This is a genomic window from Waltera sp., from assembly GCF_046969025.1.
In the GTDB taxonomy this organism is placed as follows: Bacteria; Bacillota; Clostridia; order Lachnospirales; family Lachnospiraceae; genus Acetatifactor; species Acetatifactor acetigignens.
Window position 1 is genome coordinate 1 of record NZ_JBKVQF010000040.1, and the last position, 13,968, is coordinate 13,968.

Here is a 13,968-nt window from a genome sequence, read left to right on the forward strand (position 1 = left end):
AGATGGTAAGCTGTTTTTTTCTCTGTCCTGACGCCGATTGTTCACGTATCAATTTATAGGGATGATACAACAATTATTTTTGCATGGAAAAAAGAATTCGACGAGAAAGAAAAAAATACCAAAAAAATACCTTTGGAATGGTAAATTGAATAAAACGGGGCAAAATATTACAAATCATATTGAAAAAACGGGGCAAAATAGATACTGTTAAAAAGGGAGGAGGGAATTTATGTATAGAAAAGACTCTATTATCATAGAAGAATGGTTGAAAAGATCGGATAAAGCATTATTGGTAACAGGCGCCAGACAGATTGGAAAGACCTGGCTGATAAGAGAGGAAATTGCCAAAAGCGGATATCGTAAGTTTGAAGTTAATTTTATAGATCAGCCGGATTTGGTGGATTATCTCAATGTAAAAATGAGTGCGAATGAGTTCCTGGTGAAATTAAAAATGATTATGCCGGAGGATTGTAAGCCGCAGGAAACGGTCGTCTTTTTTGATGAGATACAGAAATGTCCGGAAATAGTGACAAAAATAAAATTCCTTGTAGAAGAAGGCAGCTTCAAATATGTAATGAGCGGATCCTTATTAGGAGTAGAGCTTAAGGGAATAACGTCGGTTCCGGTTGGATATTTAACTGTTTTGAGAATGTATCCGATGGATTTTGAAGAATTCATGATAGCGAATAGTGTGTCAAAAACAACTTTGGAAATGTTGAAAGCGAAATTTGAAACATGTCAGCCCGTGGATGAATTCATACATCAGAAGCTATTGTCGCTGTTTTTTATCTATCTAATTGTCGGAGGCATGCCGGATGCGGTAAAAATCTATATTGCTACAAAAGATATCCGGGAAGTGGATAAGGTACAACGGGATATCGTTGCGCTATATAAAGAGGATTTCTCTCAACATGAGAGTGAAGATAAAAAACTGAAATTGATATCTATTTATGATATCATTCCGGCAGAATTGAACAAACAGAATAAAAAATTTGTATTTACAATGCTGAATAAAGAGTTAAAGTTTGACAGATATGAAAACAGCTTTTTATGGCTGAAAGATGCCGGAGTTGCGTTACCGGTGTATAACGTGGAAGCTCCTGTTATTCCTCTCAAAGCGAGCAAGAGCAGTAATGTGTTCCGACTTTTTTCCAATGACACCGGTTTGCTTACCAGTGCATATCCGGCGGAAACCAAACTGGAACTGATCAATAAAAACAGCGAAGTAAATAACGGTGCTCACTTTGAAAATGCTGTGGCACAGCAATTAACAGCCAATGGTTTGGAACCTTATTTCTGTAAAAAGAAAAATATAGGGGAACTGGATGTTTTGGTCGAAATGGATGGGAAAGTGGTTCCCATTGAGGTGAAATCCGGGAAAGCTTACAAGGCACACAAATCCTTGGATAACTTTATGAAAATTTCTGATTATCATATTGAGAAAGCATATGTTTTATCGGTAGCAAATATGGAACAGGAGGGATCCGTGGTATATCTTCCTATCTATATGTGCTATCTTTTAAAAGAACGGAAAATTGGAAAGTTAATCGTGGATCTAGACATGGAAGGGTTATAACACCGGGAGAAGTAATAAAACGGGATTTGTCAAATAAAGGAGCGAAATAGAAATGAAGATTCGCAAGGCAGAAAAAAAGGACATTCCAAGAATTCTTGCACTGTTGGGGCAGGTATTACAGATACATGCAGAGATCCGTCCGGATATTTTTATACCGGGTACTACGAAATACACCCCCTACGAGCTGGCAGAGCTATTGGAACAGGAGGATCACCCTATCTATGTTGCCGTAGACGAGGACGATCTGTGCATGGGCTATGCATTCTGCCAACTCAGGGAGCAACCCTTTTCCACTAATATGGTCCCCTTCAAATCATTGTTTATCGATGACCTTTGCGTTGACAAGCAGACACGGGGGCAGCATATCGGGGAAAGCCTGTTTGAATATGTGAAACAGCAGGCAAAAGAACTGGGCTGCTATGAAGTAACCCTGAACGTCTGGGCAGGCAACACTTCGGCAGAGCACTTTTATGAAAAGATGGGAATGAAGACAAAAGAACGGCAGATGGAATATATCCTGTGAGCCGGACGGAGGTGGCAAGCATGATTAAAATTGCATTTTTTGATGTCGATGGGACACTTCTGAAGATGGGTCATAAAGAATTAAGTGAGCGGACGCTGCATGCATTAATTTCTCTTCGTCGGAATGGGGTGAAGCTGTGTATGGCGACCGGAAGAGGATATCTGTCGGCGCCGCGTTTTCCGGGGATTGATTTCGATGCGCTTCTGACCTTTAACGGTTCTTATGTAACAGTCGGAGACGAGATTATTTTTAAGTGCCCGCTTGATCGGATGGACAAGCTTCAGATCCTTCAGAATCTGAAAGATATGCATAGGGCGTTAGCAATCAGTAACGAACATTTTATCATCACCAACGGTACAGATCCGGATCTGGAGCAGTATTTCAGATTCGGTAATGAGATGCTGAAAATCGATAAACGATTCGATGAACGGGTTCATGAGGACATCTATCAGATGATGTGTTCCTGCAGGGAAGAAGAGTATGAGCGGATTCTGGCTGGCACGCACCATACACAGATCACAGCATGGTGGGATAGAGCGGCTGATATCATTCCCCTGGAATGTGGGAAGGGAAACGCTGTGCGCGCGGTACTTCAGCATTTTGGCTTTACGAAGGAAGAAGCCATCGCTTTTGGAGATGGCTTCAATGATATCGAGATGCTGGAAGCAGTCGGTACCGGTGTGGCCATGGGGAACGCGAAGGATGAGATCAAAGCCCACGCCACCTGTACGTGCAGATCGGTGGAAGAAGACGGAGTCTACGATTTTTGTTTAGAACACGGGCTGATTACAATATAGGCATTGCTGCCCGCATTTCCTTCACCTTTACGGCATCTACTGCTTCATATGCATTCTTTCGGTTTCTATCATAAGAGAAGTCCACGTCCTGCAGGGAGGCGGTCGCATCCGGCTGCCAGCTTCTGCAGGATGTATGAACCTGCTCTATGCTCGTATATTCCATCAGCGCTTTTACATTTTGTGCATTTATGCCGCTTCCCGCTAAAAATGCGATATCCTTACCATATTGGCTTTGCAGCTTTTGCAATTGCGTTCTTCCCGACCATACATCGGGTGCGCCACCGCTGGTGAGAATCCGGTCCGCGCCAAGGGAGATCAATGCTTCCACCGCACGTTCCTGTTGTGCAACACAATCAAACGCCCGGTGAAATACAGCTTCTTTTCCGGCGCTATGAATGAGGTCGATCATTTCCTGTGTCCGGTTCCTATGGATGGCATGGTCCTCTGTCAGGAAGCCGAAAGCAATACCGTCAGCTCCGTGCTCTAAAAGTATGCGGGCATCTAAGAGCATGGTCTCATATTCATCCTGTGAATAGCAGAAGCCGCCTCCTCTTGGGCGGACCATTGTTACAATAGGGATACTGCACTGCTCTTTTGCGCAGATCAGATTGGCCGTAGAAGGTGTGAGACCACCCAGATACAGTGCGCTGTTAAGCTCTACCCGGTCTGCACCATTTTGCCAGGCGGTTTTCACATCTTCGAAGCTGCCGCAGCAGATTTCCAATAATCCTTTCAAAATAGTCCCCCTCAATCCATACATGGTAATACATGATATTATTGCGTATGACTCTTGTTTGCTGCTTCATTGATCAGCGACATGATCGTGTTGACCGCATCCATCTGGTGGCTGCGGCTCATGGCTTCTACGTATTTCTGGCGGTTGAAGTAAAGCTCGTGTACTTTATCCACCAGCAGATTCGTCGTAATATCATCCTCGTTCAGCACAATGGAATAACTCTGCGCCTCGAAGGAAGCGGCGTTCAACAGTTGGTCTCCGCGGCTGCTGGCAGCAGGCAGGGGAATCAGGATATTGGGCTTCTTCAGCGCCAGAAGTTCACAGATGGCATTGGCTCCGGCACGGGAAATCACCACGTCTGCCATGGCGAAAATATCCTTTAGTTCCGCCTTGATATATTCAAACTGTTTATATCCGGGTGTATTTAACAACAGGTTGTCGATTTTGTCCTTACCGCAGAGATGTACTACCTGGAAATCCTCCAGAAGCTTCGGCAATGCATCGCGGACAGCCTTGTTCACGTTAGCTGCACCCAGACTTCCGCCAATGACCATGATGACAGGTTTATTGGCAGTAAAGCCGCACATGTTCAGTCCGGCCAGCCGGCTGCCCTGTGCCAGCTCCGCACGAATGGGAGAACCGGTCAGGACAGCTTTGTCGGCAGGGATATTTTTCATAGTCTCCGGGAAATTGCAGCATACCTTTTCTGCCACGGGAATGCACAGCTTATTGGCCAGTCCCGGTGTCATATCCGATTCGTGGATGATACAGGGAATATGTAAGGAAGCTGCAGCGCGGACGACCGGGACGCTTACGAAGCCACCCTTGGAGAAGACTACATCCGGCTGGTAATTTTTCAGGTAATTTCTCGCTTCCACAAATCCCTTCATGACACGGAACGGATCGGAGAAGTTCTTCGGATCCAGGTATCTGCGGAATTTGCCCGTAGAAATGCCTGTGTAAGGAATGTTGAAATCCGCAATCAGCTTTTTCTCAATGCCTTCATAAGATCCCACATAGGCAATTTCATAGCCGGCCGCCTGCAACGCCGGTAATAAAGCAATATTGGGGGTTACATGTCCGGCAGTTCCGCCGCCGGTCAATACGATTTTTTTCATAATAAAATCCTTCTTGTCGGTGAGATTACTGTGCGATCATTTCTTCCAGGGCATGAGCCAGCTGGTCAGGACAGGAGGTAGGCTTGAAACCGCAGCGGATCCCCTTGAGACGGCTGATTGCTTCTTCCGGCTTCATTCCTTTTACCAGAGCACTGATTCCCTGCAGATTACCGTTGCATCCACCGGTGAATTTTACGGAATCAATAACACCATCCTTTAATTCTACATCGATCGAAGTGGAACAGGTACCTTTTGTCTTGTATATCATATGTAAAACCATCCTTTTCAAACTGAATTTCTAAGGAGTGATTATAGCAGATTTTTGGCATTTATACAACAATATGTACAAGGTTTTCTTTTCACGAAAAATGTAAAAGAAATACTTTTTCTGTTCGGCAACGTAGAAGAATGACGATGAAAAAACGTACAAAACAAGCCTCTAATACGTTATACTCTAAGGAAGCGATAGAAAGGAGCGCAGGTTATGTTTACGATTTTCAAAGAAGAAAAAGTGATCACAACCGGAATTCTGGTATTTCTGGGACTTAGTATTCTGGTGCGTCTGCTTCTGGCAGGATTTTACCATACGATGATAAAAGAGACAGATAATATGGCAACGACGAATAACCGCCTGTTGAAACAGTGTAAAGTAAAATTTGCAAATTGTTACCAGTTAAATGGTGGAGTATCAAACATTCCGGTGTTTGTGGACAAGTTCCTCAACCGGCTGGCGTTTGGACACCTATCCTTTGATGCCTGGTATCATCTGTCCGGCCAGTGCATGCTGTTTTCCATTGTGTTTGCCGGTATCGGGATCTGCAAGGGGATCATGGGCGGAAGGATGCTGGGGGAAATCCTGCCTTTTTACATAGTAAGTTTTTTAGGGATGTATCTGTATTTTTCTCTGTCGGCCATGATGGATATCAAGGGGAAACGCAGGGTTCTGAAGACGAATCTCATAGATTATCTGGAAAATCATCTGTCGGGCCGGATCTCTGTCACGGAACAGGATTATGAAAGACTCTACGGACCGGGAAGCCTGGGGGAGGAGATCAGTGCGGCCGGAAGAACGAGAGGACGACAGCAGAGAGCTTCCGGCAGACGGACGGTGGAACTGATGCCGATCCGCAGCAGAGCGGTGCAGCCGGAGGAGACGGCAGATCGTCTGGACAGAGAAGTATTTTCCGTAGAAAATGCCGCACATGAAAAGCCGGGAGAAAAAGTGCTGCCGCAGAGACCGGAGGATCCCGCCAGAGTCACGGAGGAAGAATTACAGGCATTGCTTCAGGAATTACTTACAGTATAGCGGAAAATGCCAGACGTCCGAAAGAATTCAGAAAACATTCCCCGGATCTATAGATATGTCTTGAAAATGAGATGTAACTTTGTTAAAATAAAAACGGATTTTTTAAGTAAGTAACGCAAGAATGCGTGATATATCTGCAAGATATAAGGAGGAGCATTATGAGCAGACAAGTTACATTTGATTATTCCAAGGCCGGCTCTTTTATTTCTGAAGAAGAGATCGGTTACATGAAGAAGCTTACCCTGGATGCGAAGGAGACCCTGGTATCCAAGACCGGCGCAGGCAATGATTTCCTGGGATGGATCGATCTTCCCGTAGATTACGATAAGGAAGAGTTCGCCCGCATCAAGGCAGCAGCGAAGAAGATCCAGAGTGATTCCGACGTTCTGCTGGTTATCGGTATCGGTGGTTCTTATCTGGGAGCCAGAGCGGCTATCGAGTTCTTAAGCCACAGCTTCTACAATGTACTGGATAAGAGTGTACGTAAGACTCCGGAGATCTACTTCTGTGGTAACTCCATCAGCTCCACCTATCTGAAGCACCTGATGGATGTAGTAGGCGACAGAGATTTCTCCATCAACATGATCTCCAAGTCCGGTACCACCACAGAGCCCGCTATTGCTTTCCGTGTATTCAAGGAGAAGCTGGAAGCTAAATACGGCAAGAAGGGCGCGGCAGAGAGAATTTATGCTACCACCGATAAGGCGAAGGGAAGCTTAAAGCATCTGTCCGATGAGGAAGGTTACGAGACCTTCGTAGTACCCGATGATGTAGGAGGACGTTTCTCCGTACTGACCGCTGTAGGTCTGTTACCGATCGCTGTCAGCGGTGCTGATATCGACAAGCTGATGGAAGGTGCAGCCAGCGGAAGAAAGCGTGCCCTGGAGAATGATTTCGAAGAGAACGATGCTTTACAGTATGCGGCTCTGCGTAACATCTTACTGCGCAAGGGCAAGAGTGTCGAGATCCTGGCGAACTATGAGCCCGCTGTTCACTATGTAAGTGAGTGGTGGAAGCAGCTGTTCGGTGAGAGCGAAGGTAAGGACAACAAGGGTCTGTTCCCCGCAAGCGTGGATCTGACCACCGATCTGCATTCCATGGGTCAGTTCATTCAGGACGGTTCCCGTGTAATGTTCGAGACCGTGATCAATATCGACACTCCGAGAGAGGAGCTTACCATCGGCGAGGAGCCTGTAGATCTGGATGGTCTGAATTATCTGGCAGGCAAGACCGTTGATTTCGTCAATAAGAGCGCTATGAACGGAACCATTCTGGCACATACCGACGGTCAGGTTCCCAACTTCATGGTAACCGTTCCCGAGGTAAATGAGTTCTATCTTGGCGAGCTGTTCTACTTCTTCGAGTTCGCATGTGGTGTCAGCGGATACCTGCTGGGCGTAAATCCTTTCAACCAGCCCGGTGTAGAGAGCTACAAGAAGAACATGTTCGCTCTGCTGGGCAAGCCCGGTTATGAGGCACAGAGAGAAGAACTGCTGAAGAGATTGTAAGCCACAGAGGCGGGATCACTCCGGCAGTAATATGTTTCAAAAGAAGAAAAGGACAGCGTAATGAATTGATTTCATTACGCTGTTGCTGTATGATGGAATAAGTAAGTAGGGCGATAGCCCGGAGAAATCGTTTATTCTACTATGTTATTATGCTATTACGAAAAGAAAACAAAAGACAGGAGAAATTGCAAGAGATGAAGATTGTTTTACTGGAGAGAAACAGCGCCGGCACGGATGTGCCGGTGGACTGTTTTAATGAATTGGGAGAAGTGACCAGTTACCCGAATACCGTTACTGCACAGGAAGTGGCAGAGCGTGTGGGCGATGCGGATGTCATTGTCTGCAACAAGGCTCCGATGAGAGAAGAATCCCTGAAAAATTGTCCGAACGTGAAGTTGATCTGTGAGCTTGCCACCGGATACGACAACTGTGATCTGGCATATTGCAAGTCCAGAGGCATCAAGGTGGCAAATGTGGTGGACTATTCCACAGCCATGGTGGCACAGCATACGTTTACTCTGGCGCTGGCATTGAGCCAGAAGCTGCCCTACTATGATGAATATGTAAAATCCGGCGCTTACAGTGCACAGGATCGTTTTTCTAATTTTGACAGACCTTTTTATGAATTAGAAGGTAAGACATGGGGCATTGTAGGAATGGGGAATATCGGCAGGAGAGCCGCAGCGATCGCTACCGCTTTCGGCTGTAAGGTAATCTTTTATTCCATCACGGGCAAGAGCACCTGTACGGATTATCCGCAGGTGGACAAGGATACCCTGTTAAAAGAGAGCGATTTCCTGTCCCTGCATTGTCCGTTAAGTGACTTATCCCGTAATTTCATTGATAAGGAAGCCCTTCGTAAGATGAAAAAGACAGCAATCCTCATCAATGTGGCAAGAGGCCCCGTGGTAAATAACGCTGATCTCTATGAAGCACTGGTGGCCGGAGAGATTCAGGCAGCAGGTCTGGATGTCCTGGAAAAGGAGCCTTTGGAGTTATCTAATCCTTTAAGCCAGTTAAAAGACAGTAACAAGCTGATCATCACACCGCACCTGGCATGGGCCAGCGTGGAGGCACGTACCCGTTGCGTACAGGGCGTCTACGAGAACATTAAGGCATTTATGCGTGGTGAGAACCGTAACGTGGTAAATTTATAAGCCATACGGTGGTATAGAATTTCATAAACAGTGATTAAGATATACACAAATGTCTTTGGAATGCTTGCATTTAAGGGGATATTTGTGTATATTTGTTATTTGTAGTTAACTATTTATAGGGCGAAATAACCACATGAGCAAAAAGAAAGCCTCGTAGAGGCGATTTTGCGAATGGGGTTCTGAATAGTTTTGTTAACCTTAGCACAGAGAAATGAGGAACAATATGGTAGAAAAAATAAAGGCACTTTGGATCAAGTATGAAGAGATCATTGCATACCTGATCGTAGGCGGACTGACCACGGTCGTATCCTGGGCAGCAAAATTCCTGGCAAACTTCCTGTTATTTGACAACACAATGTATCCCACACCCTTTCAGAATGTTGTATTAAGTGTTATCAACTGGACGGCGGGTGTCATTTTCGCATATTTTACCAACCGTAAGTTTGTATTCAAGAGCAATGCTCCGATGCTGTCCGAAGCACCGAAATTCGTGCTTTCCAGAGTATCCACGCTGATTCTGGATATGGTAGTGATGCAGGTACTGACCGCAATCGGTGTAAATCTGTTGGTGGCAACCCTAATCTCCGCAGTTCTGGTCATCATCGGCAACTATGTATTCAGTAAGCTGTTCGTATTCAATAAGAAAAAAGATACGGAAGCGGAAGAAGCCAAATAAGTAGATCAATAGTAGAACATAATATAAAAGCAGTCCGGAACTGGCAGAAGATAGAAAATCTGCTGGTTTCCGGACTGCTTTTTATGTGCAATTTATATTTGGAGTTATGCCAGATAAGCCTTCAACAATTCCAGCGTTGCGGCAACTGCATCCTTGTGGGAACGCTCGTAGCCGTGGGAAGCGTAGACACCTGGGCCGATGAGTCCGTGTCTGGCATCAATACCGGCGCTTAATGCGGCATCAGCATCGGAGCCGTAGTAGGGGTAAACATCTGCGGCGTAGTCGATATGATTGTCTTTTGCAGCCTGGATCAGCCCTTTGACCACATCATAATGATAAGGTCCGTGGCCGTCCTTGACGCAGATGGATACCTGACGATCCGTGCATTCCAGACCCTCTCCGACGCAACCCATATCTACGGACAGCAGTTCCTCCACATCTTCCGGAGCGGAAGCGCAGGCACCGTGACCCACTTCCTCGAAGACCGTGATATGTTGGTAGACCTTACGGGACAGCTTCAGATCCTCGTCTTTTACATATTTTGCGAAGCCAAGCAGAATAGCGGTGCTGAGCTTGTCATCCAGAAAACGGCTCTTGATGTAACCGGACTCCGTGATGCGGGTCCGGGGATCCATGCAGACGAAGGAACCGTTCTCAATACCCAGTGCCTTGACATCTTCCCTGGAAGATACCTTTTCATCCAGCAGGACTTCCACGGAATCGAAGGTACGCTCGGACTTCTGGTAATCGCCGTTGACATGGATGGAAGCATCCGTCAGCTGTACGGTGCCTTCGTATACTTTGCCGTCCAGCGTATAGATACGGCAGTTCTCGGTCTCGATATTGTTGGCGTTTAAGCCGCCGACCTTAGTCAGACGGAGACGGCCGTTGATCTTGATCTCTGCCACCATGCCGCCCAGCGTGTCTACATGGGCCATGGTCAGAACCGCGTTGCCTTTACCGCCGATCTCTACGAGAATGCCGCCCTTTTTGGTCTTGACCGGTTTGTAGCCGAGGCGCTTGTACTCTTCACAGAGGTAATCCGTTACTTTTTCCGTGAAGCCGGAAGGGCTGTCGATAGCCAGCAGGGCTTCGGCCTGTTTTAAGATATATTCAATGTATTTCTTTTCTTTTTTCATGTTAATATGCATGCCTTTCTATTGCCTGCAAAGTCTGTGCAGCAGGCATTGTTTTCGATCCACAGGACAGCCGCCCGGATCAGATCCGGGGCATCATAGCCTCTACCAGCTTGGCGGAGTGGAGCGCTGCGGCCTTTTCAAAGGTAGGATAATCCAACTCGGCACTGTCATCCGCCTTGTCGGAAATGGCACGGATGATGACAAAGGGAATACCGTTCAGGTAAGCACCGTGGGCAATGGAAGCCCCCTCCATCTCGGCACAGTCCCCCTGAAATTCTTTGATCAGTCGGTCCTTGACTTCTTTGCTGGAAATGAACTGATCTCCGCTGACTACACGCCCGGTATGAACGTGAATGTCCGGATTGACCTCCTGACAGGTGCTGGCAGCAACCTCGATCAGATGCTCATCTGCAAGGAATTCCCGGCATCCCAGCTGGGGAACTTCCCCAGGCTTGTAACCGAAAATGGTGGCATCTACATCGTGGTGCAGGGCATCCTTGGAGATCAGAATATCTCCGATGTCCAGAGCGGCATTCAGGGATCCTGCCACACCGGTGTTGATGATGGCAGTGACCTGAAAAAGGTCTGCCAGAATCTGTATGCAGAGAGCGGCATTGACTTTACCGACACCGCTGCGGACGATGACTACGGGAGTACCGTTCAGGGTACCCTCGTGGAATTCCATATTTGCTTTGGTCGTGATATTAGTGGTGGTCATGTGAGCCTTGAGAGTTTCCACTTCCAGCTCCATGGCACCGATGATTCCGATTTTTTTCATGTGTGTTTCCTGTTCTTTCTTAAATAATTGTAATCACTCCGGATATACCAGACGGCTGTCGTCAATGCCGTACAGCACATTATCCAGATAGCGTTTTGCCAGATAGTTGGCCATACCCAGATTCATATCCAGATAGTTGCCGCAGTCTTTGGGAGAAGCACCGGGTACCTCACCCTTGTAATCGCGGATGAATTCAAACATTTCCACCATCAGAGGAACAATATCCTTAGAAGAGAGATCTCCGGCCAGCAGCAGATAGAAGCCGGTACGGCATCCCATGGGGCCGAAGTAGACGGTCTTGTCCTTGTATTCCGGATGATTGCGCAGGAAAGTTGCACCCAGATGCTCGATGGTGTGTACTTCTGCGGTATTCATCACAGGCTCTTCGTTGGGACTGGTCATACGCAGATCGAAGGTGGTGATGACCTCTGCACCGATGTGATCCTTGCGGGATACATAGACACCGGGCTGAAGCTTGATATGGTCAATGGTGAAGCTTGCTATTTTTTCCATGATATTCTCCATTCCGCACAATCTTTCAGGTTAATAATTGCGCTTTTTCTCTGCATAGTATACACTAATTCAGTAGAAAAGAAAATAGCCGGAGGGATAAGAGTATGAAGCATTCAGCGGAATATTATATAGAGCATCTGGAAATGGAGCCCCATGTGGAGGGCGGTTATTTCAAGGAATGCCTGCTGGAAAAAGAAGAGAGGAACCTGTGGAGCAGCATTTATTTTATGCTGGCAAAGGGGGAAGTGTCCCATTTTCATCGCCTGAAGTCGGATGAGGTATGGTATTATCATGACGGCAATGCGTTGACGATTTATATGATCGATGAGGCCGGAAAACTCACAGCGGCGAAACTTGGGCTGGACCTGGAAAAGGGAGAAGTCCCGCAGGTACTGGTTCCGAAGGGAATGATCTTCGGGTCTGCCATGGAGGAAGAGGGTTTCAGTCTGGTGGGCTGTATGGTTTCACCCTGTTTTAAATATGAAGAATTTGAACTGTTTGAACGGAAAAAACTATTGGAAAAATATCCGGAACACAGCGATGTGATCCTGCGTCTGACCCGTGAGTAAGCACTTACATTCGCAAAGTAGCGCAATAAAGCGTTGCATTCTGCCATTTTGTGTGCTATACTGGGTTTGCGTGCAGATGACTGCATGCACAATAAGGGTTATGAGAGGGAGAAAGAAAATGAAAAAATTTGTTGGAATTATTGTAGCAACTGTACTGGCATTTAGTCTGGTAGGATGTGGTCCTGTAGACAGCGCAATTCAGAATATTGCAAGTTCCGGATCCAATACCAGCAGCAAGAGTGGTGTGGTAACCGCAGATGATGACGGCTATGCAGAAGGACGTATGGGAGATGTAATGAGAACTTACTTCTTCGATTACACTGTAAACAGCGCATATACCTGCAATGACTATGAAGGATATACCCCTTCCGAGGGAAATAAGCTGTTAGTAGCAGAAATAACCGTTAAGAACACCGATCGTTCTACCGTTACCATGTATGACACCGATTTCCAGATCCAGTGGGGCGATGATGATAACGATGACGCATACGCTGCACCTATCACCTACTATGGTAACACTGTAAGTGACGAACAGCTGCCGGAAGAGTATGATCTGGGTGTTAACGAAGAGAAAACCGGTCTGCTGGTATATGAAGTACCGGAAGATTCCAAGGATTATTCCATTTCTTATCTGGAGCAGTTCTCCAATGACACTGAGGGAGATGTATTCTTCGTATTCTTTACTGCAAAGGATAAGTAAGAGAAAACAAATAAGTAAGACTGGCGGTTTTGCCTGTAAAAAAGAACCGGAGTACTGTGGATCACAGTGTTCTGGTTCTTTTTTGCAGTTTATTTTTAATTTATAATTATATAATTTTTCCTTAATTGACATACTTATATATGCGTGTTATAGTACAACTAGAACAAGGGAGAGGAAGAAAGATCAAGAGATTGATCGAAGATCCTCTGACAGGTTCCGAAATTCTCCGGCGGTTGCCGGAGGACAAAAGGTAAGAGGTATCGAAAGACACCGACATATGTTTAATAGAAAAGGAGAGATGACTTATGTTATTACCTAGCATTTTTGGAGAGAACTTATTTGATGACTTTTTTGATGATGTACCTTTCTTTGACAACAGAGCAGAGAATCAGATAGAGAAGAAACTGTATGGCAGACATGCACATAATGTAATGAAGACCGATATCAAGGAGACCGATGACAACTATGAGTTGATCGTTGATCTGCCCGGCTTCAAGAAAGATGAGATCAAGGTTTCTCTGGAGGATGGTTATCTGACCATTGAGGCTGCCAAAGGTCTGGATGAGGATGAGCAGGAGAAGAAGACCGGTAAATACATCCGCAAGGAGCGTTATGCCGGAGCTTGCCAGCGTAGCTTCTATGTTGGTGACAACCTGACTCAGGAGGATATCAAGGGCGAGTTCAAACATGGTATCCTGACTCTGAATGTTCCTAAGAAGGAAGCAAAGCCTGCGGTAGAGACCAATAAATACATCGCTATTGAGGGATAATCCTTTGAATACAAAAACCGTTGCCCCGTAAGGGGCAGCGGTTTTTTGTGTGTGCGCCTAGCGGCGCACGTTTCTAACGGGTTAAAGTCCCGAATCCGCCCG

At 46.2% G+C, this 13,968-nt stretch carries 16 protein-coding genes; 10 read left to right on the forward strand and 6 right to left on the reverse strand.

Annotation, left to right across the window (positions count from 1 at the left end; all coding sequences use genetic code 11):
* The first annotated feature begins 229 nt into the window (after nucleotides 1-229).
* From ACLTOH_RS14845 to ACLTOH_RS14855, 3 genes are read left to right on the forward strand one after another with little or no spacing between them, the layout of a single operon-like run.
* Entirely contained in the window at nucleotides 230-1,576 is a 1,347-nt protein-coding gene (locus ACLTOH_RS14845) for an ATP-binding protein (protein WP_337414808.1), read from the forward strand.
* Between the two features lie 52 nt (nucleotides 1,577-1,628).
* Nucleotides 1,629-2,099 carry a GNAT family N-acetyltransferase gene (locus ACLTOH_RS14850; protein WP_337414806.1) on the forward strand — a complete coding sequence of 157 codons (471 nt, stop codon included), beginning with the start codon at nucleotides 1,629-1,631 and terminating at the stop codon, nucleotides 2,097-2,099.
* Between the two features lie 20 nt (nucleotides 2,100-2,119).
* Nucleotides 2,120-2,896, forward strand: a complete 777-nt coding sequence (locus ACLTOH_RS14855; protein ID WP_337414804.1) for an HAD family hydrolase — start codon at nucleotides 2,120-2,122, stop codon at nucleotides 2,894-2,896.
* Here the strand turns inward: ACLTOH_RS14855 and ACLTOH_RS14860 are convergent.
* Genes ACLTOH_RS14860 through ACLTOH_RS14870 form a run of 3 tightly spaced genes read right to left on the reverse strand, consistent with a single transcriptional unit; the run spans nucleotide 2,886 to nucleotide 5,018 of the window.
* On the reverse strand, nucleotides 2,886-3,632 hold the full coding sequence (locus ACLTOH_RS14860) for a copper homeostasis protein CutC (protein WP_227733481.1): 747 nt from the start codon (nucleotides 3,630-3,632) through the stop codon (nucleotides 2,886-2,888). The genes ACLTOH_RS14855 and ACLTOH_RS14860 overlap by 11 nt on opposite strands.
* Before the next feature lie 38 nt (nucleotides 3,633-3,670).
* Complete coding sequence (locus ACLTOH_RS14865) at nucleotides 3,671-4,750, reverse strand: undecaprenyldiphospho-muramoylpentapeptide beta-N-acetylglucosaminyltransferase (protein WP_412224332.1); 1,080 nt, start codon at nucleotides 4,748-4,750, stop codon at nucleotides 3,671-3,673.
* Nucleotides 4,751-4,775: 25 nt separating this feature from the next.
* A complete protein-coding gene (locus tag ACLTOH_RS14870) occupies nucleotides 4,776-5,018 on the reverse strand; it encodes a TIGR03905 family TSCPD domain-containing protein (protein WP_022311989.1) in 243 nt (80 codons plus the stop codon).
* Nucleotides 5,019-5,234: 216 nt separating this feature from the next.
* On the opposite strand from ACLTOH_RS14870, the gene ACLTOH_RS14875 reads away from it, so the two are divergent.
* The 4 genes from ACLTOH_RS14875 to ACLTOH_RS14890 all read left to right on the forward strand — a co-directional run bounded on the left by ACLTOH_RS14875 (nucleotide 5,235) and on the right by ACLTOH_RS14890 (nucleotide 9,397).
* A complete protein-coding gene (locus tag ACLTOH_RS14875) occupies nucleotides 5,235-6,056 on the forward strand; it encodes a hypothetical protein (protein ID WP_412224333.1) in 822 nt (273 codons plus the stop codon).
* Nucleotides 6,057-6,214: 158 nt separating this feature from the next.
* Nucleotides 6,215-7,564 carry a glucose-6-phosphate isomerase gene (locus ACLTOH_RS14880; protein WP_022153088.1) on the forward strand — a complete coding sequence of 450 codons (1,350 nt, stop codon included), beginning with the start codon at nucleotides 6,215-6,217 and terminating at the stop codon, nucleotides 7,562-7,564.
* Nucleotides 7,565-7,758: 194 nt separating this feature from the next.
* Entirely contained in the window at nucleotides 7,759-8,721 is a 963-nt protein-coding gene (locus ACLTOH_RS14885; RefSeq protein WP_337545384.1) for a D-2-hydroxyacid dehydrogenase, read from the forward strand.
* 223 nt (nucleotides 8,722-8,944) lie between these two features.
* A complete protein-coding gene (locus ACLTOH_RS14890; protein WP_022311992.1) occupies nucleotides 8,945-9,397 on the forward strand; it encodes a GtrA family protein in 453 nt (150 codons plus the stop codon).
* A gap of 104 nt (nucleotides 9,398-9,501) precedes the next feature.
* Here the strand turns inward: ACLTOH_RS14890 and ACLTOH_RS14895 are convergent, their stop codons facing one another.
* The 3 genes from ACLTOH_RS14895 to ACLTOH_RS14905 form a co-directional block, all read right to left on the reverse strand.
* Complete coding sequence (locus tag ACLTOH_RS14895; protein WP_337417168.1) at nucleotides 9,502-10,536, reverse strand: M42 family metallopeptidase; 1,035 nt, start codon at nucleotides 10,534-10,536, stop codon at nucleotides 9,502-9,504.
* A 79-nt stretch (nucleotides 10,537-10,615) separates the two neighbouring features.
* Complete coding sequence (locus ACLTOH_RS14900) at nucleotides 10,616-11,314, reverse strand: 5'-methylthioadenosine/adenosylhomocysteine nucleosidase (RefSeq protein ID WP_337536518.1); 699 nt, start codon at nucleotides 11,312-11,314, stop codon at nucleotides 10,616-10,618.
* Nucleotides 11,315-11,347: 33 nt separating this feature from the next.
* A complete protein-coding gene (locus ACLTOH_RS14905) occupies nucleotides 11,348-11,827 on the reverse strand; it encodes an S-ribosylhomocysteine lyase (protein WP_022311995.1) in 480 nt (159 codons plus the stop codon).
* A gap of 104 nt (nucleotides 11,828-11,931) precedes the next feature.
* Here ACLTOH_RS14905 and ACLTOH_RS14910 point away from each other — a divergent pair, with 104 nt between their 5' ends.
* The 3 genes from ACLTOH_RS14910 to ACLTOH_RS14920 all read left to right on the forward strand — a co-directional run bounded on the left by ACLTOH_RS14910 (nucleotide 11,932) and on the right by ACLTOH_RS14920 (nucleotide 13,866).
* Nucleotides 11,932-12,396, forward strand: a complete 465-nt coding sequence (locus ACLTOH_RS14910; RefSeq protein WP_117466495.1) for a cupin domain-containing protein — start codon at nucleotides 11,932-11,934, stop codon at nucleotides 12,394-12,396.
* Between the two features lie 118 nt (nucleotides 12,397-12,514).
* Nucleotides 12,515-13,096 (forward strand): DUF4352 domain-containing protein, encoded by a 582-nt coding sequence (locus tag ACLTOH_RS14915; protein ID WP_337417169.1) that lies wholly within the window; start codon nucleotides 12,515-12,517, stop codon nucleotides 13,094-13,096.
* A gap of 305 nt (nucleotides 13,097-13,401) precedes the next feature.
* Nucleotides 13,402-13,866, forward strand: coding sequence for an Hsp20/alpha crystallin family protein (locus ACLTOH_RS14920; protein ID WP_022311998.1), 465 nt, complete (start codon nucleotides 13,402-13,404; stop codon nucleotides 13,864-13,866).
* Nucleotides 13,867-13,968: the final 102 nt, after the last annotated feature.